Origin of the sequence: Streptococcus intermedius SK54 = ATCC 27335, from assembly GCF_000413475.1 — a bacterium.
GTDB classification, from domain to species: Bacteria; Bacillota; Bacilli; order Lactobacillales; family Streptococcaceae; genus Streptococcus; species Streptococcus intermedius.
The window spans coordinates 40,979-59,393 of sequence record NZ_ATFK01000003.1 but is presented as its reverse complement, the minus strand read 5'-3'; the positions used below and the strand labels follow the sequence as shown (position 1 = coordinate 59,393).

19 protein-coding genes are annotated in these 18,415 nt (G+C 36.6%); 5 read left to right on the top strand and 14 right to left on the bottom strand.

Features of this window, described 5'->3' with window-relative positions; genetic code table 11:
• Positions 1 to 6: 6 nt before the first annotated feature.
• From HMPREF1654_RS04430 to xseA, 5 genes are read right to left on the bottom strand one after another with little or no spacing between them, the layout of a single operon-like run.
• Complete coding sequence (locus HMPREF1654_RS04430; protein WP_003076987.1) at positions 7 to 438, bottom strand: arginine repressor; 432 nt, start codon at positions 436 to 438, stop codon at positions 7 to 9.
• Positions 431 to 1,246 carry a TlyA family RNA methyltransferase gene (locus tag HMPREF1654_RS04425; protein ID WP_003076365.1) on the bottom strand — a complete coding sequence of 272 codons (816 nt, stop codon included), beginning with the start codon at positions 1,244 to 1,246 and terminating at the stop codon, positions 431 to 433. The genes HMPREF1654_RS04430 and HMPREF1654_RS04425 overlap by 8 nt, the downstream gene beginning before the upstream one ends.
• A complete protein-coding gene (locus tag HMPREF1654_RS04420) occupies positions 1,212 to 2,114 on the bottom strand; it encodes a polyprenyl synthetase family protein (RefSeq protein WP_003076895.1) in 903 nt (300 codons plus the stop codon). The genes HMPREF1654_RS04425 and HMPREF1654_RS04420 overlap by 35 nt, the downstream gene beginning before the upstream one ends.
• Positions 2,111 to 2,323: an exodeoxyribonuclease VII small subunit gene (locus HMPREF1654_RS04415; RefSeq protein WP_003068213.1), complete on the bottom strand. Its 213-nt coding sequence runs from the start codon at positions 2,321 to 2,323 to the stop codon at positions 2,111 to 2,113. The genes HMPREF1654_RS04420 and HMPREF1654_RS04415 overlap by 4 nt, the downstream gene beginning before the upstream one ends.
• On the bottom strand, positions 2,301 to 3,641 hold the full coding sequence (xseA, locus tag HMPREF1654_RS04410) for an exodeoxyribonuclease VII large subunit (protein WP_003076702.1): 1,341 nt from the start codon (positions 3,639 to 3,641) through the stop codon (positions 2,301 to 2,303). The genes HMPREF1654_RS04415 and xseA overlap by 23 nt, the downstream gene beginning before the upstream one ends.
• 281 nt (positions 3,642 to 3,922) lie before the next feature.
• On the opposite strand from xseA, the gene HMPREF1654_RS04405 reads away from it, so the two are divergent.
• Entirely contained in the window at positions 3,923 to 4,384 is a 462-nt protein-coding gene (locus tag HMPREF1654_RS04405) for a MarR family winged helix-turn-helix transcriptional regulator (RefSeq protein WP_003076515.1), read from the top strand.
• A gap of 46 nt (positions 4,385 to 4,430) precedes the next feature.
• A complete protein-coding gene (locus HMPREF1654_RS04400) occupies positions 4,431 to 5,660 on the top strand; it encodes an acyl-CoA thioesterase/bile acid-CoA:amino acid N-acyltransferase family protein (protein WP_003076754.1) in 1,230 nt (409 codons plus the stop codon).
• A gap of 108 nt (positions 5,661 to 5,768) precedes the next feature.
• Here HMPREF1654_RS04400 and HMPREF1654_RS04395 read toward each other — a convergent pair whose 3' ends face one another.
• From HMPREF1654_RS04395 to HMPREF1654_RS04365, 7 genes are all read right to left on the bottom strand, one after another.
• Positions 5,769 to 7,232 carry a glycoside hydrolase family 32 protein gene (locus tag HMPREF1654_RS04395; protein ID WP_003076539.1) on the bottom strand — a complete coding sequence of 488 codons (1,464 nt, stop codon included), beginning with the start codon at positions 7,230 to 7,232 and terminating at the stop codon, positions 5,769 to 5,771.
• A 7-nt stretch (positions 7,233 to 7,239) separates the two neighbouring features.
• The gene (locus tag HMPREF1654_RS04390) at positions 7,240 to 8,091 is read right to left on the bottom strand and encodes a carbohydrate ABC transporter permease (RefSeq protein ID WP_003076941.1); all 852 of its coding nucleotides are present in this window, start codon (positions 8,089 to 8,091) and stop codon (positions 7,240 to 7,242) included.
• Between the two features lies 1 nt (position 8,092).
• Positions 8,093 to 8,977, bottom strand: a complete 885-nt coding sequence (locus tag HMPREF1654_RS04385) for a carbohydrate ABC transporter permease (RefSeq protein ID WP_003076718.1) — start codon at positions 8,975 to 8,977, stop codon at positions 8,093 to 8,095.
• An 88-nt stretch (positions 8,978 to 9,065) separates the two neighbouring features.
• Entirely contained in the window at positions 9,066 to 10,379 is a 1,314-nt protein-coding gene (locus HMPREF1654_RS04380; RefSeq protein ID WP_003071974.1) for an ABC transporter substrate-binding protein, read from the bottom strand.
• A gap of 131 nt (positions 10,380 to 10,510) precedes the next feature.
• Complete coding sequence (locus HMPREF1654_RS04375; RefSeq protein ID WP_003071972.1) at positions 10,511 to 11,506, bottom strand: LacI family DNA-binding transcriptional regulator; 996 nt, start codon at positions 11,504 to 11,506, stop codon at positions 10,511 to 10,513.
• A 68-nt stretch (positions 11,507 to 11,574) separates the two neighbouring features.
• Positions 11,575 to 12,423: an NAD(P)H-hydrate dehydratase gene (locus tag HMPREF1654_RS04370; RefSeq protein WP_003076387.1), complete on the bottom strand. Its 849-nt coding sequence runs from the start codon at positions 12,421 to 12,423 to the stop codon at positions 11,575 to 11,577.
• Positions 12,424 to 12,528: 105 nt separating this feature from the next.
• Positions 12,529 to 13,383 carry a bifunctional methylenetetrahydrofolate dehydrogenase/methenyltetrahydrofolate cyclohydrolase gene (locus tag HMPREF1654_RS04365; protein ID WP_003077021.1) on the bottom strand — a complete coding sequence of 285 codons (855 nt, stop codon included), beginning with the start codon at positions 13,381 to 13,383 and terminating at the stop codon, positions 12,529 to 12,531.
• 269 nt (positions 13,384 to 13,652) lie between these two features.
• Between HMPREF1654_RS04365 and HMPREF1654_RS04360 the strand changes: the two genes are divergently transcribed.
• The 3 genes from HMPREF1654_RS04360 to HMPREF1654_RS04350 are packed head-to-tail and all read left to right on the top strand — an operon-like array spanning position 13,653 to position 17,016.
• Positions 13,653 to 14,945 carry an ABC transporter permease gene (locus HMPREF1654_RS04360; protein WP_003076587.1) on the top strand — a complete coding sequence of 431 codons (1,293 nt, stop codon included), beginning with the start codon at positions 13,653 to 13,655 and terminating at the stop codon, positions 14,943 to 14,945.
• An 11-nt stretch (positions 14,946 to 14,956) separates the two neighbouring features.
• Positions 14,957 to 15,604, top strand: a complete 648-nt coding sequence (locus HMPREF1654_RS04355) for an ABC transporter ATP-binding protein (protein ID WP_003071962.1) — start codon at positions 14,957 to 14,959, stop codon at positions 15,602 to 15,604.
• 23 nt (positions 15,605 to 15,627) lie between these two features.
• Positions 15,628 to 17,016: an ABC transporter permease gene (locus HMPREF1654_RS04350; RefSeq protein ID WP_003071961.1), complete on the top strand. Its 1,389-nt coding sequence runs from the start codon at positions 15,628 to 15,630 to the stop codon at positions 17,014 to 17,016.
• Between the two features lie 443 nt (positions 17,017 to 17,459).
• On the opposite strand, the gene HMPREF1654_RS04340 is transcribed toward HMPREF1654_RS04350, so the two are convergent.
• Both HMPREF1654_RS04340 and HMPREF1654_RS04335 read right to left on the bottom strand, forming a co-directional pair.
• Positions 17,460 to 18,002 (bottom strand): ClbS/DfsB family four-helix bundle protein, encoded by a 543-nt coding sequence (locus HMPREF1654_RS04340; protein ID WP_003077029.1) that lies wholly within the window; start codon positions 18,000 to 18,002, stop codon positions 17,460 to 17,462.
• 152 nt (positions 18,003 to 18,154) lie between these two features.
• Positions 18,155 to 18,385, bottom strand: coding sequence for a DUF1797 family protein (locus HMPREF1654_RS04335; protein WP_003023686.1), 231 nt, complete (start codon positions 18,383 to 18,385; stop codon positions 18,155 to 18,157).
• Positions 18,386 to 18,415: the final 30 nt, after the last annotated feature.

The following is an 18,415-nucleotide window of genomic DNA, read 5'->3' as shown; positions in this document are numbered from 1 at the left end:
GGCTACCTACCAATTTTTTATCTCTTCCAATACCTTATGAGCCATTTCTTCATTACGGAAAATAAGGAGGATTGTGTCATCATCCGCTAAAATACTAAAAATGTCATCAGAAAAATCTTCTACAATTTGTCGCTTCACAAAAGCTGTGCTTCCAGGGACAAGGCGAAGGTTGATCATATTTCTTAACAACTCAGAGTCTAAAATATTGTTATCCGCTAATTTTAAGCTTGTACTAGCTGATTTTGGTAATTCATAGATATAGGTGTTATCCTTCTGCGGAATTTTGACAATTCCCAACTCTTTAATGTCTCGTGAAATGGTTGCCTGTGTTGCTGTGATTCCCGATTGTTTCAGATATTCTACAATGGCTTCTTGTGTTCCAACTTCATAGTCCGACACAAAATGTCTAATTTTTTCTAATCTTTCTTTTTTATTCATCCTTAAATTCCTTATGTGCTGTTTCCACGACAGTTGTAATCATTGGCTTTACTAGGTTTTCGGGGTGAAGCCTTTTTTCTAAATAGGCCAGAAATTCCACATTCCCATGTCCACCTTGAATAGGGGAGAAATCCAGACCTTTGACAGAGAATCCGGCTTCAACCATAAAGTCCGTTACTTTTTCTAAAACTGCTTGATGCACTTTTTTATCTTTTACAATTCCATTCTTGCCAATTTGCTCTCTACCGGCCTCAAACTGCGGCTTAATGAGTGCCACAACTTCTCCATTTTTAGCCAAAACCTTATGCAAAGCTGGTAGAATGAGATGAAGCGAGATAAAACTGACATCAATGGAGGCAAAACTAGGTATCTTCTCAAAATCAGTTGCTTCAGCATAACGAAAGTTAAATTGCTCCATGCTGACCACTCGCTCATCTTGACGGAGTTTCCATGCCAGCTGATTCGTGCCGACATCTACTGCGTAGACTTGCTGTGCACCATTTTGCAGCATAACATCCGTAAAGCCACCTGTCGAGGCTCCAATGTCCAACGTGACCTGCTCCTCAACTGAAATATCAAACACCTGCAAAGCTTTTTCTAATTTTAAACCACCACGACTGACATATTTGAGCTTTTCTCCCTTGAGTTTCAACTCCATACTTTCATCAATTTTTTCACCAGGTTTATCAAAACGTTGACCATTGGCAATGGCAACAACTAAACCTGCCATGACCCCTCGTTTAGCTTGTTCTCTCGTTTCAAACAAACCTTGCTTATAAGCTAGAACATCTACTCTTTCCTTCGTCATTCAGCCTCAAACTTTCTATTATTTTTCTGATAGCAGACCCTGAAAAATCTATGTCCATTTCTACTTCTGCTAATAAAATCTCAGCTGCGCTCAACTGTTCTTCAAAGAAATGCTTAGCACCATCCAAGCCCAAGATAGCTGGATAAGTGGCCTTCCCTGCTGCTACATCTTTTTGTGGTGTCTTCCCCAAGTCCTCAAAGCTAGCTGTCTCATCTAGAATATCATCTCGCACCTGAAAAGCTAGTCCAAGTAATTGACCCGTTTTTCTTAATTTTTCTTGCTGCGGTTCTGCTAGTTCAGCAATCAAACCAGCTGCAATAAAAGGATAGGTCAGGAGCTTACCAGTTTTGTTAGCATGAATAACCTGTAACTCTTCCAAACTAACGTCACGACCTTCTCCTTGCATATCAAGAACTTGACCTCCAACCATGCCAAAGGTTCCAGCAGCTTGAGATAATTCTGCAATTAAGTTTGCCCTAATCTGACTAGGTAATGCCGCTTCTGCTACTAAGGCATAAGAATCCAAAAAGAGCGAATCCCCAGCTAAAATAGCCATATCCTCTCCAAATTTTTTGTGGCTGGTTAAACGGCCACGACGATAATCATCATCATCCATAGCTGGTAAATCGTCATGAATCAAACTTCCAGTATGAATCATCTCAAGCGCTGCGGCCACCTGAAAATGGGCCTCTGTCAATTCCAAACCCATACCTTCTAACAATTCCAAAAGCAGCAGAGGGCGAATCCGCTTGCCACCTGCATTGATCGAGTAAAGAATCGCTTCAATCAAATCAGCCGATACCATCTTTTGAACATAAAAATTCTCAATAGTCCGTCCAATTCTAACCAATTTTTCGTCTTGTTTCATTCCACTTCCGTTTCTGTGCCGTCAGCCTGCATAACCTTGACTAGTGTTTTTTCTGCCTTATCTAAGGTTGCTTGAAGTTCTTTTGAAAGTTGCATTCCTTTTTGAAACTCAGAAATCGCTTCTTCCAAAGGGACATCTCCGTTTTCTAACTTTTGCACAATGACTTCTAAATCAGCTAAATTTTCTTCAAATTTCTTTTCTTTTGACATTTTTTACCTCAACTTCCAGATGACCATCACGCATAACCACACTGACCTTGTCACCTGTTTCTATATCTTTGGCACCCGACACCACCTTGTCGTCTTTTTGAACAATCGCATAGCCACGAGCCACAATTCGACTGGTATCCAACATAAGCAATGCATCAGATAATCGCTTGACTTCTGCTACCTTGTAATCATAAATCACTGCCGTATTGCTACGTAAAAGGCGTTCCAACTGGACTGCACGTTCTTGATAAGTCTGAACCATCCTTAAGGGAGATAAAGCCTCCAAACGATGTTCTAACAGCCTTGCTTGCTGCATCCCTTCACTATAATATTCGCGAATTTGTTGCTTGAGTCGCAAATTTAATTGATCTAATTTTTGAAGATAGCCATCATATAATCGTTCCGGTTGACGAAAAATGACAGACTGGCTCAACTTACCCCATCGCTCACGATTATAAGTAAGACGATTAGATGTAGCAGTAGCCAAACGATTTTGTTGCTGCTGTATGTGCGCTAAGAGATCCAATTTTGTTACAGGCGTTGCTAGTTCTGCAGCGGCAGTTGGTGTTGCAGCGCGTCTATCTGCAACAAAATCTGCCAAAGTCGTATCTGTTTCATGCCCTACACTTGAAATGATTGGAATTTGAGATTCAAAAATGGCACGGACAACAATTTCTTCATTAAATGACCAAAGATCTTCAATTGACCCACCACCTCGGCCGATGATAAGGACATCTAAATCCCTTCGCGTATTAGCACGACGGATACTATCTGCCACCTGAGTAGCAGCTCCTTCTCCCTGTACTTTGGTTGGATAAAGAATAATCTCTACTCCTGGAAAACGACGGCTAACAGTTGTAATAATATCACGAATCACTGCACCACTAGGACTAGTCACTACCCCAATTTTCTTAGGAAATCGTGGTAAGGTTTGTTTAAATCGAGTCTCAAACAAGCCTTCTTTCCCTAATCGTTTTTTTAGCTGCTCAAACTGAATTGCTAAAGCCCCTACACCATCGGGCTCCGCTTTTTCAATGATAATAGAGTAGGAGCCACTTGGCTCATAAAGCTGAATCCGGCCGACAACATTGATTTTCATGCCTTCTTCCAAGTCAAAACCTAGCTTTTTGTAAACTCCGCCCCAGATTGTTGCCTGAATAACAGCCTTTTCATCTTTGAGAGAGAAATACTGATGATTCGGACGTTTGCGAAAATTGGAAACTTCTCCTGTCAAATAAACCCGCTCTAAATAAGGATCTTTATCAAACTTTAACTTTAAATATTTAGTCAAGGTCGATACAGATAAATACTCAGCCATTTCTCTCCTTTCTTCCCCTATAGTTCTTCTTCATTTGTAATGTTTATTATACCAAACTATCTATAAAAAATCATTGACAGAATTCATAAAAGTGTAAAAAGCCTAGTTTCCTAGACTTCAAGCTGATCCTTCCTCAATGAGCTTGCTAAACTACACAAAGTACTAAAAAATAACAAGTATTTCATAGATATGATCTAAACATTCGCAAGATAGAAGCCTACTCTATTGACTTCTATACAAAGATTTTGTTATAATGTTAAGCAGCTTAACAAGGAGGAGCTATGAATAAAAAAGAACTATATTCTTTCAATCAATTATTTCAATCGTTCATACAAGCCTATTTACAATTGGAAAAGCAGCAACATTGGATTAAAGCATTTAAAAATTTAACCCTTGCAGAAGTTCATACAATTGTTGAAATTGGCAAAAATAATAAGATTTCCATGATAGAGCTTTCTAAACTTCAAAATATTTCTCGTTCTGCAATTAGTCAGATGATAAAAAGATTAGAAACAAAATATCTTGTCAAAAAGTTACCATCTCGCACCTCTAAAATCGGATATCAATTGGTTCTAACCGATACAGGTCAAAAAATTTTAAAAATTCATAAAGAGCAACAGCAATATCTTAGTCAAGAACTGTTAAAAATTTTGAATAATTATCCCCCCGAGATAATTGATTCATTTGAAAACTTAATGAAAGAAACAAAATTACTATGGGAAACTTTACCCTGGTTAGATTAATTGTTTTTATTACTGTGTGAAACGCACTTAACAGAGGGAGGTTAAAATGGTTGTAAAAATTTTTGTAGAAAGTCCTAATTTATTTGCTGACTCACCTTTTAATATCAGAATTACTGGTTTACATCCTTATCAAGAAGCAACTGTCCGAATGATTAGTCGAGATTATTATAATATTAATACATCAATGGCTTTATCTCCTGATACTATTTGGCAGTCTCAAGCTATTTTTCTGACAAACGCAAAAGGAAGCATCTCTCTAAACAAAACTCCTGCTATCTCTGGTTCTTACACAGGAGTAAGCGAAATGGGGTTATTTTTCAATCTCCAACCAACAAGTCAAGAAAAGAAGAAATTATCTAAAAACATCAAAAACATCCCCTTATTTCCTAGCTTTCATCTACAAATTCAAGTAATTCAAAAAGAAGAAATACTAGAAGAAATTCAATTTGAAAGGTATTATTTGGATCCAGACACCAACTACCATGAAGTACAATTTAAACAAGCAATTGGTCGCCTTTTCTGTAGAAAGAATCAACAACAAATGCCTGCTATCATCGTACTTAGCGGAAGTGATGGTCGAATTGAAAAAGCCCAAAACATCGCTCAGCTATTATCAAATCATGGCTTCGCCTGTTTAGCACTTGCTTATTTTGGCTTAGATGGGGTACATCAAAATCTAAATCAAATTCCGTTAGAAATTATTAAAGAGGCAATTGATTTCCTTAAAGGAAAAAGCGATATTGCTTCTGATAGGATAGGAATATATGGTCGTTCAAAAGGAGCTGAATTTGCCTTAGTTGCCGCCTCTTTGTTTTCGGATATTCATTGCTTAGTATTAAATTCCCCATCTATGGCAGTTTTAGAAGGATTGAAAGGGTACAAAAATTCAAAGGCCTCTTCTTGGACTTATCATAATAACGAACTGCCTTACACAGCTTTTTCCATTATAAAGTTAATAAAACAAAGATTCTTTAAGCAACTTTGTAGTTTCAATCCACAAAGTATCATTCCTGTAGAAAAAATACAAGCTAATATTTTACTAATTGCATCTCCAAATGACGAAATTTGGCCAGCTTATCAAGCTTCTTTAAATATTCTGAAAAAGGTCAATCAAAAATATGTCTCAGATTTAGCTATATATCCCAATAGCAGACATATGTTAACTGTTGCTTATCAAGGAAATCATCGATATCATCAGATTCCTTGGGAAAGACTGCTCCAAGATAGCATTGATTCTTGGAGAAAAACAGTTTATTTTTTTAAACAGAATTTATAAAGTTAGTAGAGAACTATATGAATTATTCACTTTTATACACACAAACCCAATCGAAAAACGATTGGGTTATTTTATAAGAAGCATTTTATAAACTAAAGATCGCAGAAGTTAAGAAATATTATATAATTCTAAACACCCCTTTATAAAGTTATTTTCTCTTTTCAATACTAAATCATGGGCAAACTTTTTTTCATAAAAAGTCATAGACATAGTCTGACCATTTATAAACAACTCTAAAGAATTTGTATCGCGGGCAAGTTCTAATATAAATGGTTCGTCCAATGATGTTAACCTCATATAGCGAGTATCAGAATACGGCTCTTCTTTTCCTTTAATTGCATACCCCACTCCTACACGACTGAATTCTAATATTTGATTTTTTTGAGAATAAGCAATTTTAATGAATTGATTATGCTCATTTTTAGCATATTGAAGTTCAAAATCACCTAATTGTTCTAATTCTAGACGAATATACTGCTGTTGTCTCACACTGTTTTCAAGACGCAAAACAGCTTCTTTATCGGATAAAATAATTTTCCCCTGTACATCCAATTGTTGAAATAGGCTACGAGGAATTTCTTGATACAAGCAATTGTTTTTTATGGAAAGTTTACGAGGCAAGGTCATCATGCCAGACCATCCATGTCCCAGTTCGTGAGAAGGAATGGTCCGATTCCACATTTGCATCCAAGCAACCAGATATCGCTCTCCTGTATCATTCACGCAGGTCTGTGGAGCATAAAAGTCCAAACCACCATCCACTTCGTGTTGATGTTCGACTTTAAAGCGTCCAATTTTCCAATCTATTTCCCCAATAAAGACCAGCGTTGAATTGATATTCCAATACTGATATTGCTGCCGTTTCATTTCAATTGGTGATATCATAAGCACCCATTTACCGTCTAATTCAAATAAATCTGGACACTCCCACATGATTCCTTCTTCCTGATTTCCTTCCAGAAGAACGGATTTGAATTGCCAATTGAAACCATCTGTTGATTCAAATAGAAGAATTTGACCTCGTGAATCAGCTGTTTTAGAAGCTACAACAGTATAATAGATATTCCCATATTTGAACATTTTCGGATCTCGAAAATCTGCAATATCCGCAATTCTTTGAATTTGTTCTTGTGAGATAACAGGATTACCAACGTATTTATCAAAAACAATACCATCTTTAGATGTCGCAATACACTGGGTTTCTATCCGCTCCTCACCAGCTTCAACATGGCCTGTATAAATAAGTACCAATCTATCATCTACAACCAATGCACTACCTGAAAAACAACCGTTTTGGTCGTAAGTTTCACTTGGTGCTAAGACAACTGGTAATTCCTCCCAATGGACCAAATCTCTCGACTTTGCATGTCCCCAATGCATAGGCCCCCAAATGCTATCATAAGGGTGAAATTGATAAAAAAGATGATACTCTCCTTTGAAATAGACAAACCCGTTAGGATCATTCATCCAGCCAATTGGAGGCAACAGGTGAAGCTTGCCTCTGTACTGATTCACTACTTTATGTCGGTGATTAGCTATATATTCGTTTGCTTTTTGAATGTTTATTTTCATATATTACCTACTTAATCCCTGTACCTGATCCACCTAAACCTTGGATAATATATTTTTGAGCAACGATATAAACCAAAATCAGTGGAATAGTTGATATGGTCAACACAGCCATTACTTGATTGATGTAAACAGGCTGTGTCGTATTGATTGTAGTAATAGCAACTTGCATGGAAAATTTTGAAGAATCTGTTAACACCATTAAAGGCCAAATATAATCATTCCAGCTGGAAATAAAGGAAAGCACACCAACCGTTGCAATTGCTGGTTTTGACATTGGCAACATAATCCGAAAGAAAATACGTAAAATACTAGCTCCGTCCATTCTAGCAGATTCAATAATTTCCTCTGGAATAGCAATAAAGAAATTTCTAAAAAGATAGATATTAAAAATACTTGCTAAACCTGGAATAATAACTGCTAAACGATTATTGACCAACCCCAGAGTATTGATAATCGTAAATTGAGGAATGAGCATAGTTTCCATTGGAATGATAAGCAATCCCAATAAAAATCCAAATAAATACTTTTTCCCCGAAAAATTTATTTTAGCAAATGCAAACCCTGCCAGTGAATTAATAATAATCGATCCGATAGCAAAAGTCCCCGCATAAAACAAGCTATTAGACAAATAGGTTAAAATACTAAATCGTGCCAATACTTCTTGGTATGGTTTAAACCAATTTAGTGGATTAAAACTTGGCAAAAAGGCCTGCCAACCTGTTAAATTTTTATAAACTTCTGCCTCTGGCTTCATAGAAGAAACAACCATCCAAAGCATTGGAAAAAGAAAGAGTGCTGCTAACAAAAGCAAGAGAACATATTCCAAAATAGTATTTGGTTTTATCCTTTTTCGCTTCATATTATTCATCCTCCTTCAAGATACGTCTTTGCACGAGACTAATCATACCAATCAAAGTTGTAAACACTAGAGCAATCGAACTAGAGTAACCGACTAAACGATCAGTGAATCCTTGTTGATAAATGTAGTACACCATGGTAATTGTAGAGTTCATTGGGCCACCCTGCGTCATAACCATTGGTTGTACAATCAATTTAAAAGCTGAAATTAAGGTCGTTAAGAGCACAAACAAAGCAGTGGGCTTCAAGAGGGGCATGGTGATATAGCGAAATTGTTGCCACTTAGTAATACCATCCAATTCTGCGGCTTCATAAACATCTTGAGGAATGTTTTGCATTCCACCAAGAAAGAGTAACATTTGATAACCTGCACCTTGCCAAGCAGAGACAAACACGATAGCATACATAGCCTGTTTTGGACTTCTCAAAAATGGTTGAGAAGCAATGCCAATTTTATTTAATAAAGCATTTAATAAACCATTATTTGGATTGAGCAAATACAACCACAAAATAGAAATAACAACTAAAGACATAACAACTGGCGCAAAAAATGCAACCTTGAAAAACATATTTCCTTTTCGCTTTTTATTGACAATCAAAGCCATCCCAAGAGCTGCACCCAGCTGAACTGGAATAATCCAGATAACAAATTGTGCCGTATTTAAGACGCTTTTCAGAAATGTAGGATCTTTAAGCAAACGAGCAAAATTAGCTAATCCAATAAATTTACGCTCATTCGGTGTTAATAAATAATAATCCGTAAAGGCGTAATAGACTACCATTCCAACCGGAATGACTAAGAAAATCAACAAAAGAATCAATGCAGGTGATAAAAAACCATAACCTAATAAATTTTCTTTTAATTTCTGACGCTTCTTTTGAACCATAATAAATCTCCTTCTTCTTGAAATAAAACGGAGATGAAACAGAGCCGCTTTTTAGGACATTGCCTCATCTCAAAGATTAGAACAGATTCTATTTGTTCAAGGAATCATCAATTGCTGTTTGCATTTCTTTTGCACGTGAATCTAGTACTTTTTGAACACTTGGATTTTCCTTATAATAACTAATATCTTGCATAGCTTGTTGGAATGCCCGAGATACTTGTGGATAAGCTACAACAACTGGACGCGCATGAGCAGTCGCTGCATTTTGTTCCATCAAGAATTTCATTGGTTCAGAAACCTTATTTTGCATATTCTTGATAGTTGATTTACGAATTGGCAAAACGCTATTCCCCAAGCTTAAGATTTCACTTGATTCTGTATTGGTTGCAAATTTGACAAATTCAGCCGCTGCTACTTTTTTATTAGACTTAGTAGTGACTGCCAATTGCCAGCTTCCTGAAGGAGAGACTAATTTCTTTGTCTTATTAGATACCGGATATGGTAAAATACCGAAATCAATATCTTTGTAATTAGTTTGTAAGTCAGCAATTGTCCACGAACCACTCAAAACCATTGGATATTTTCCGGTTTCAAACCCCTTTTCAACTGGGCTAACTGTTGTATACCCTTGTTTAATAAGATCTTGAATAAATTGAACTGCTTCTACGCTTTCTTTGGCATTAAAATAGCCTGCAGCCTTTGTTCCCTTTTTATTAACAACCGTACCACTATTTGACCAAATCAGGGGCATATAAGCATATGGCAACATTTCATCATTTGAATTGAGGCGGAAATCAATCGCAGCTTCTTTAAAATGATTTTTTAATTTTTGGCTAATCGCTTTAAATTCATCCCAAGTCCAAGGTTTTTTCAAAGTTGGCAAGCTTGCTTCATCTATACCAGCTTCTTTGAACATTTTTTTATTATAATAAATGCCAACGTTTGACTCTGAATAGCCAAAAGCATAGAATTTCCCATCATAAGTACCTTGTTGCTTGATACTATCAAGAACATCATCCATGTTGTTATCTTTTAGATACTTATCTAATGGTGCAATAACCTTTGATTTTGCATAAGCAGCTGTGTTGGGACCATCAAGTGTAATCACATCAGGAAGACTATTCGTTGAAATGGCGGCATTAACCTTATCTTCGTATCCGCCTCCGCTTCCACTACGAGGAATATACTCTGTCGTAACTTTGTATTTACCCCTATATTTTTTGTTAAAGTTTTGAACGACTTTTTCCCAAGCTTTTCCTTCAGCAGTTTCATCAGAAAATTGAACCCAAACTTTTACATCATTGGATGCGCTCTTTGAACTTTTATTAGAACTTCCACTACAACCTGTTAACACTCCGATTGACAAAGCTGCAACCATTGATAAAACAATACCTTTACGCATAAGCCTCTCCTTTTTGGAAACGTTTCAATATTTGCGTTAAATAGAAAGACCGCTAGGTCTTCTTGCTTTTTGGAAACGTTTCATTTTTATAACCTTATTATAACAGCGCTTTCATCAAAAGTCAACACTTTTTATACTTTTTCGTCAAATTCCTTCTTTTTCGTTGTACCCCCTTCTTCAAAATGAACTGGAATAGTAACTCTTGATTCGACAACTTTGTCTTTTGCAATTAATCGAAGCAATAAATTAACTGAAGCTTGGGCTATCAAGTCCAATGATTGCGCAATTGTTGAGAGTAAGTAAGTCTGGTCTGCAGCATTGCGCAAGCCATCAAAACCAATAATTTGATAATCTACGGGTGCTGTTTTCCCTAATTTTTCCATTACTTTCATGACATCTAGTGCCATAAAATCATTGACTGTAAAAATACCATCAATCTGTGGATGTGCTACCAAAAAATCTGCAATTTGTTGCTTAGGATTCAACAAAGGTTCTGACATATCTAATTTCAAAACAGAGTAACCTTGTGCCTCTGCTTCTGCATAAAATCCTCTTTTCCTCTGTGTTGTTTCATTTTCATGAATATTAGTTCCCCCTATATATGCTAACTGTTTAGCCCCTCGCTCTAATAGTTCTCTTGCTGCAATTTGTCCACCAATATAATTTTCCGAAGTCACATAAGCGACATTTTCTGAAAAATGGCGGTCAAAGCTGACAAAAGGGAGACTAGAGGAAATATAGCGATCGATATCTGAGTAAGTAATCCCAATAATGCCATCTACTTTATTTTTTTCTAACATTTCGATGTATTCAATTTCATTAACTGCATCTCCATCTGCATTACAAATAAATAATTTATACTGTTTTTTCAGCAATTCCTTTTCAACATAATAAGCAAACTCAGAGAAAAAAGGATGCCAAATTGTTGGAATAATCAAAGCAACAATATTACTTCGATTTGTTTTTAATCCTCTAGCATATTCATCTGGAGTATAATCCAACATTTGAATAGCGTCTTGAACCTTTTGGTATGTAGAATCTTTTACTCGATAACCGTTTACAACACGTGAAACTGTTCCAACTCCTACTCCAGCTAGCTCAGCGACATCTTTCATTGTTGCCTTCATAATTAACCTCCCTTCTTACTTTTATGTTACCATGCGACCACTTTAAAGACAAGAATTTTTTATAAATTTCATGATTTACGGCACCATCTCTTCATCCACTTAGGAATCGCTTTACTAATTTCTGTTGGCAAGACCACATAATATTTTTTGCTCAACTCCTCTGCAATCGCCGAATGAAGATAGACAGCGGCAGTTACACGATCTAGTAGAGAGCTCGTTTTAAATTGTCCTGTAAAGCCTGCAATCATACCTGCAAGTGTGTCTCCCATACCGCCTGTTGCTTGATACGGACCTCCAATGGACAGTTGAAAACAGTTCCGATTTCCACTTTGAAAAATAGTCGTTCCATGCTTTTTTTGAACAACGATAGTTTTAACAGGAAAAGCATTAACTGCTTCTTGACTTTTTTCGAGTGTCTGCTCTGTTAGCTTTAATCCACTCAACCGTTCCCATTCTTTTTGATGTGGTGTAAAAATCGTATGTGCCTTTGGAAATGGCAAAACTTCTTTGCTAAAAAAAGAAATGGCTCCACCATCCATGATAAAAACTTGACGTTCACTAACAAGATTTATTACCAACCGTAAAGTAGCTTTTTCAAGAGGATTTTCAGCCAAACCTGGACCAATCAATAGCACATCTGCCTTTTGTACCTGTTCTTTCAATAATTTCTCGTCCCGAATATCAAAAGCCATTGCCTCAGGTAATTGTGCATGCAGCGATGGGATATTTTCCTTATCTGTTGCCACTGTGACCAAGCCAGCTCCACTATAGATCGCAGCCATTGCTGCCATTATTATTGCGCCACCAAACGGATAAGTACCGCCAATCAATAACAGACGACCATACTCTCCCTTGTGACCATTCAGCGCACGTGGCTGAATAACCTTTTTCAATAATGTATAGTCTACCACTTTCATGTTTTCTCCCTTCACTTATGCCAGTAGAAAAGTGACACCCTTGTTTATCTTTATTTTACCATAAACGAAATAGACATGTCTCCAAAATCGAAGACATGTCGCATTCTATTTATTCAAACTCCGTTTGCAGGCTCTATATGTCTGTTCCATGAGCATAGTAATGGTCATGGGACCAACGCCCTTTGGCACAGGAGTAATGAGACTAGCGATTTCTGATACTTCATCAAATTTTACATCGCCAATCAATTTACCATTCTGATCACGGTTCATCCCCACATCAATCACGACTGCACCTTCTTTAACAAAATCTTTCGTCACAAAGTGACCACGACCAATGGCGACAACCAAAATATCAGCTTTTTTTGTGATCTCTGATAAATGATGTGTTCGTGAATGCGTCAGGGTTACTGTTGCATTTTTAGCAAGCAAAAGCTGTGCCATCGGCTTACCCACAATATTACTTCGTCCAATGACCACCGCACGTTTGCCTTCTAAGTCAACACCATACTCATGAAACATTTCCATAATACCAGCAGGTGTTGAGGGAATCATAACAGGATGGCCACTCCAGAGTCGCCCCATATTCATCGGATGAAAGCCATCCACATCTTTATCGGGATCAATCGCTAACAGCACCGCTTCTTCATCAATATGTTTTGGAAGAGGCAATTGCACTAAAATACCATGCCAAGCTGAGTCTTGATTGTATCGTTCTATCAAAGCAAGTAATTCTTCTTGGCTAGTCGTTTCTGGCAAACGTACCACTTCACTATGAAGCCCCACTGCTAAAGCTGAACGCTCTTTATTTCGTACATAAATCTGACTGGCTGGATTATTTCCCACTAAAATCACTACAAGACCTGGAATCGATCCTGTTTCGTCTTTTAATTTTCTAACCTTTTCTGCTAACTGTATTTGCAATTTTTCTGCCAAAGCCTTACCATCAATTATCTTTGTCATATCCATCTCATTTCTAATTTCTTCATTCTATTATAACATATAACAAAAAAATGACTGCTTTTTCTTATAAAACGTTATCAATCAAACGATCGTAGAATTCCTTCCTTCTTTCAGCTTTTAATATTTTATAAAAATTTACATAAAAAACAGAAAAAAATCAGCCAAAAAACTTAAAATTACCTTAAACCTTAAAACTATTTTAAGGTAACTGCTTTAACATAGAACACGGTACCGATTTAGTTTAAAAATATATAGAAGGGAAGAAAATTATGCAAATAGCCAAACAGGCTTTGAATTACATCAGTAGAAAAAGAGTTAAAACTCTTCTTGTATTTCTGATACTTACTCTCATTTCAACTGCCTTAACTAGTAGTTTTTCCATTATGGGAACAACTAATAATATCGAAAAGAAAATCTATGACGCATCTAATACCGGCTTTACCATAACTAGTAAAACACTTGAACGACCACTTTCACTAAAAACAGCAGAAAAATTACTTGAGAATAAAGAAATTTCAAAATTCAACTTCAAATACGATGCTTTAGCAAGTTTGACAGATAAAACTGTTGTTAAGAAAAAACAAGGTGTCACAAGAGACAATCAAAACCCTGTCCTCAACAATCTGGTTGCTGCATTAGGAACAAGTGATTCTACTCTAGAAACAACCTTTGCAAGTGGTGTTTTCAAACTTGAACAAGGAAAGCCAATTCGTAAAGGTGATAAATCCAAGATTCTCATCCATGAAAAATTAGCTAAAAAGAACCATTTAAAGGTTGGAGATAAACTAAAACTAAAGGGAGCTTCCTTAAAGGATGAGGATGCTAAACAACTCCATGAAGTAGAGTTTGAAATTGCTGGTATCTTCTCTGGAAAAAAAGAAGAGAAACAAACAGGTTTAAGCTCAGATGCGACAGAAAATACTGTCTATATGGACTATGAATCGAGCCAATACTTACAAGGCTACAAACCAGCTGATTATAAATTATCTGCAGCCGTTTATTTCGTATCAAATCCAAATCAAATTGATAAAGTCATTAATACAGTCAAAAAGTCAAAAATTGATTGGAAGCAAACTGATCTTGTTAAAAATTCTAAGGCTTTTGAAGCAGTTTCTTCTTCTGTTACCAGCTTCAAACAGATTATTAATGTTTTAACTTTCAGTATCATTATTGGAAGTATCATCGTTCTTTCCTTGATTCTCATGTTCTGGTTGAGAGAAAGGATTTATGAAATCGGAGTACTATTATCTCTCGGTATTTCAAAAGCGATGATTATCTCTCAATTCATACTGGAACTGGTTATCATATCAGTATTTAGTATGGCACTAGCTTCTATTAGTGGCTCTTATATTTCCACTATGGTATTCAAAGGGTTTATAAAAGGCGGTCAACAACAAGATAGCTCATCCGCTATTTTTGAAAATATCGTTCCGCAGTTACATACCTCTACTATTTTGATGACTTATGGAATACTGCTCATCATTATTTTACTTGCAGTAGTAGGTTCATCTTCTATTATCCTACATAAAAAACCAAAAGATATTTTAACCGATATAAGTTAAGGAGACAAAACATGACAATTTTAAAAATGGATTCAGTTAGTTACCAATACAATAGCCTACAAGAAAATGTATTGAATCAGATCACAGCTTCATTTGAAGAAGGAAAATTTTATGCTATTATAGGGAAATCTGGTGCAGGAAAATCAACCTTGCTTTCCCTTCTTGCAGGACTTGATACTCCTACAAAAGGAAAAATCCTCTTTGAAGATCAAGACATCGCTCAAAAAGGCTATAACCATCACAGACGGAAACAAATCTCCCTGGTTTTCCAAAATTATAATTTAATCGATTACTTAACTCCGATGGAGAATGTTCGACTCGTAAATTCCCAAGCAAGTAAAGATAGCTTACTACAACTTGGACTCAACGAAAAAGAAATCCATCGTAACGTATTACGATTATCAGGTGGCCAGCAGCAACGGGTTGCTATTGCACGCGCTCTTGCATCTACAGCACCAATTATCTTAGCAGATGAACCAACTGGGAACTTAGATGAAGGTACTGCCATGGACATCATTGAAGTCCTAATTAAATCAGCTAAACAAAAAAATAAATGTGTGATTGTTGTAACACACAGTAAAGAGTTAGCTAATAAAGCGGACGTCGTCTTAGAGTTAAGCAATAAGAACTTAGTCGAAGTCACTAAGAATTATAAATAAGACCTCCAAGGAGAAGAAATTATATGTTAACGATAAAGAACGCCCTTGCCTATGTATGGCGCAAAAAAATAAAAACACTGATTATCTTTTTAATCCTGTTAGCCATCTCTACTTTAACACTTGGCAGTATTGCTGTTAAAAATGCAACAGACGCTGCTTCAAAAGAGACTTTCAAAAATATCACTAGCAGTTTCTCAATGCAGATTAACCGCGAAGTGAACCAAGGTACCCCTCGCGGAGCAGGAAATCTTAAAGGCGAAGATATCGAAGCTGTGGAAAAAGTTAAAGGTATCTCTGGCTACATCAAACGAATGAATGTTGTCGCTGACTTAATTGATCACCAATTGGTTGAATCTGGAGAAACCGACTTTGAAAGCGAAGATAGAAAACAAAAATTCGGCCGTGCCATTATGGCAACAGGTATCAACGATTCATCTAAAGATGATAAATTTACCGCAGAAACCTTCAAACTAGTTGAAGGTAGACATATCAACAAAAATGACAAAAATGTTGCTTTAATTCATAAAGATTTTGCAGAAAAGAACAAACTTAAAGTCGGCGATACGATTAATATAAAATCGAATACTTATGACTATGATAACGTTCGCAAAGCTAATAAAACTACTAAAGTGACAGTTATCGGAATTTTTGACGGAAAAAATAAAGGAGGCGTTTCTAGTCCTCAAGAATTGTATGAAAATACCTTTATCACAGATTTAGAAACGACTAAAACTTTACAAGGTTCAACAGATAAAAACGCTATTTATCAAGATGCTACTTTCTTTGTAAACGGTAGCCAAGATATTGATAAAGTGATGGCGAAAGTAAAAGAAATATCATCTATTGATTGGGAAGCCTACACCCTTGTTAAGAGTACAAGCAACTTCCCAGCACTTCAATCTTCTATTAACGGTATTTATGGCGTTACTGGAAATCTCTTAATCGGAACTCTAATCTTTGGAGCGATTGTTCTTACCCTAGTCTTGTTCTTATGGATCAATGGTCGTAGAAAAGAAATGGGAATCATGCTTTCAATGGGAATTAGCAAAACAAAGATTTTCTTCCAATTTATCACAGAAGTTCTCTTTGTAAGTATATTTAGCTTCATTGGTGCTTACTTTGCAGGTAGTGCTGTCAGCAAGGTGATGGGAAATAGCATTTTAAAACAAGTTACCAGTGGTATTGCTGAAAAACTAGCTCGAGAAGGTAAGAGCGCCAATCTTGGAGGCGGGGCTGAAGTGGATGGCTTTAACAAGACCCTCACTAGCCTCAATGTACATGTATCTCCTGATGATATGACCAAGGTGGTCATCTTTGGACTTGCCATTGTCATCGTTTCCGTCCTCATTGCTTCAGTCACACTCCTTAGTAAACAACCTAAAGACTTACTAATGGGTGATAATAGCAAGTAGAACACAGAAACCATTCATATAAAGAGGCTGAGAAAAAGATCTCAGCCTCATTTTATTATGGTCGAAAGCCTTTGACACGGTAGCTAATGCTTAAAGCACTGCTTTTAGGTTGCAAACAGAACTTGCGGAGCAAGTCACAATTTTGTTCGTCTTTTAGGCTCCAACAAATTTCTTTGATAAACACTTCGTTTTCTTTATTCACCACCTCAACAGTCTCCTGGTCTCTTGAGTAACCTGAGCCTAAAAACAAGAGAGCGAAACTAAACATATTCAATTTTTCGTTCTGCCCCACCACCTTACTTGATAAGTTACTTTTGCCAACCTTCGAACGGAATAACCTTGGATTCGCTTTGACATATCAAAGAATGGTGTGAAGTTCTTTGGATTTGCTCTCTTAGCCATTGTATGTTGTTTGTCTTTTTGCTACCAACCCTACTGATTGTTTACTGACTTTTACAGTTCTTTCGATGTGCTTTCAACTTCTTCATAGCCCAGTCATAATGACTTGATGTGCTACTAATAAAGTAGGAGCCGAGGGTACTCCCTCCAACCCATTTATAGATGCCCTTTGAAAACAACTCTTCATCCGTAAAATTTTCAGCTAAAACCAGCACGTTTTTCTGAGATTGGTGAAGCATTTTAGTTGCTTCTTCTAACGAAGTCTGTTGATGCTTCTGCCAGAATGCCACATTCAACTCACCATAGTTTTTCCAATTATAAGCTAGTGGTAAAAATGACTTTTCTACACCATTTTGATTAGAATATACCCAATTGAGAAGTAATTGTTGCCACTCATAAAGGTGAATGAGAACATCTCTAAGATTTTTATCTCTCTTCCAATGAGCTTCTTTCCGTTTCTCATCTTTTGAAAAATCAAATGGGGTATTCAACTCTTCTTCTGTTAATTGAGAAATCAATGACTGTAGCTTTGCATATTGCTGTGTCGCTGCACTAATCAACTCAGTCTTGCTAGTCGGCCTTACCATGTTAAATTCTCCTTCTGCTTTCTGAATGAACAGGAAACAACTTGACAATATTGCACTGACTCCAAAAGCTAGATTTTTTGTGTCTGACTTTTGGGATACAGTTCACATCTAAGTGGATACTTAGAGGATATTCTTATTAGAGACTTACAAACTTAATACAACAATTCATAGATTTCCATCGCAATCAAATCAATGCTATCAAACGTATATGTTTCACGCGCTGCAACATCTCGCAAAGTGAAAACTGAGCCATTTTCTTCATCATAACTATAAGCTACTTCTGCTACAACAACTCCGTCACGTTCAAAATTACGTTTCAGATTGCCACCATCTTTTGTCATAGCATCTAAACGATTGATAATTCTTACTAAATGTGATTCCATTTTCCTTCTCCTATTCATTTATACGTTACT

What these genes read in the sequence shown, in the direction of transcription:
- HMPREF1654_RS04430 (WP_003076987.1), bottom strand. Translation starts at nt 438, where the DNA reads ATGAATAAAAAAGAAAGATTAGAAAAAATTAGACATTTTGTGTCGGAC.
- xseA (WP_003076702.1), bottom strand. Translation starts at nt 3,641, where the DNA reads ATGGCTGAGTATTTATCTGTATCGACCTTGACTAAATATTTAAAGTTA.
- HMPREF1654_RS04405 (WP_003076515.1), top strand. Translation starts at nt 3,923, where the DNA reads ATGAATAAAAAAGAACTATATTCTTTCAATCAATTATTTCAATCGTTC.
- HMPREF1654_RS04425 (WP_003076365.1), bottom strand. Translation starts at nt 1,246, where the DNA reads ATGACGAAGGAAAGAGTAGATGTTCTAGCTTATAAGCAAGGTTTGTTT.
- HMPREF1654_RS04360 (WP_003076587.1), top strand. Translation starts at nt 13,653, where the DNA reads ATGCAAATAGCCAAACAGGCTTTGAATTACATCAGTAGAAAAAGAGTT.
- HMPREF1654_RS04380 (WP_003071974.1), bottom strand. Translation starts at nt 10,379, where the DNA reads ATGCGTAAAGGTATTGTTTTATCAATGGTTGCAGCTTTGTCAATCGGA.
- HMPREF1654_RS04415 (WP_003068213.1), bottom strand. Translation starts at nt 2,323, where the DNA reads ATGTCAAAAGAAAAGAAATTTGAAGAAAATTTAGCTGATTTAGAAGTC.
- HMPREF1654_RS04385 (WP_003076718.1), bottom strand. Translation starts at nt 8,977, where the DNA reads ATGGTTCAAAAGAAGCGTCAGAAATTAAAAGAAAATTTATTAGGTTAT.
- HMPREF1654_RS04370 (WP_003076387.1), bottom strand. Translation starts at nt 12,423, where the DNA reads ATGAAAGTGGTAGACTATACATTATTGAAAAAGGTTATTCAGCCACGT.
- HMPREF1654_RS04350 (WP_003071961.1), top strand. Translation starts at nt 15,628, where the DNA reads ATGTTAACGATAAAGAACGCCCTTGCCTATGTATGGCGCAAAAAAATA.
- HMPREF1654_RS04335 (WP_003023686.1), bottom strand. Translation starts at nt 18,385, where the DNA reads ATGGAATCACATTTAGTAAGAATTATCAATCGTTTAGATGCTATGACA.
- HMPREF1654_RS04365 (WP_003077021.1), bottom strand. Translation starts at nt 13,383, where the DNA reads ATGACAAAGATAATTGATGGTAAGGCTTTGGCAGAAAAATTGCAAATA.
- HMPREF1654_RS04420 (WP_003076895.1), bottom strand. Translation starts at nt 2,114, where the DNA reads ATGAAACAAGACGAAAAATTGGTTAGAATTGGACGGACTATTGAGAAT.
- HMPREF1654_RS04355 (WP_003071962.1), top strand. Translation starts at nt 14,957, where the DNA reads ATGACAATTTTAAAAATGGATTCAGTTAGTTACCAATACAATAGCCTA.
- HMPREF1654_RS04395 (WP_003076539.1), bottom strand. Translation starts at nt 7,232, where the DNA reads ATGAAAATAAACATTCAAAAAGCAAACGAATATATAGCTAATCACCGA.
- HMPREF1654_RS04340 (WP_003077029.1), bottom strand. Translation starts at nt 18,002, where the DNA reads ATGGTAAGGCCGACTAGCAAGACTGAGTTGATTAGTGCAGCGACACAG.
- HMPREF1654_RS04400 (WP_003076754.1), top strand. Translation starts at nt 4,431, where the DNA reads ATGGTTGTAAAAATTTTTGTAGAAAGTCCTAATTTATTTGCTGACTCA.
- HMPREF1654_RS04375 (WP_003071972.1), bottom strand. Translation starts at nt 11,506, where the DNA reads ATGAAGGCAACAATGAAAGATGTCGCTGAGCTAGCTGGAGTAGGAGTT.
- HMPREF1654_RS04390 (WP_003076941.1), bottom strand. Translation starts at nt 8,091, where the DNA reads ATGAAGCGAAAAAGGATAAAACCAAATACTATTTTGGAATATGTTCTC.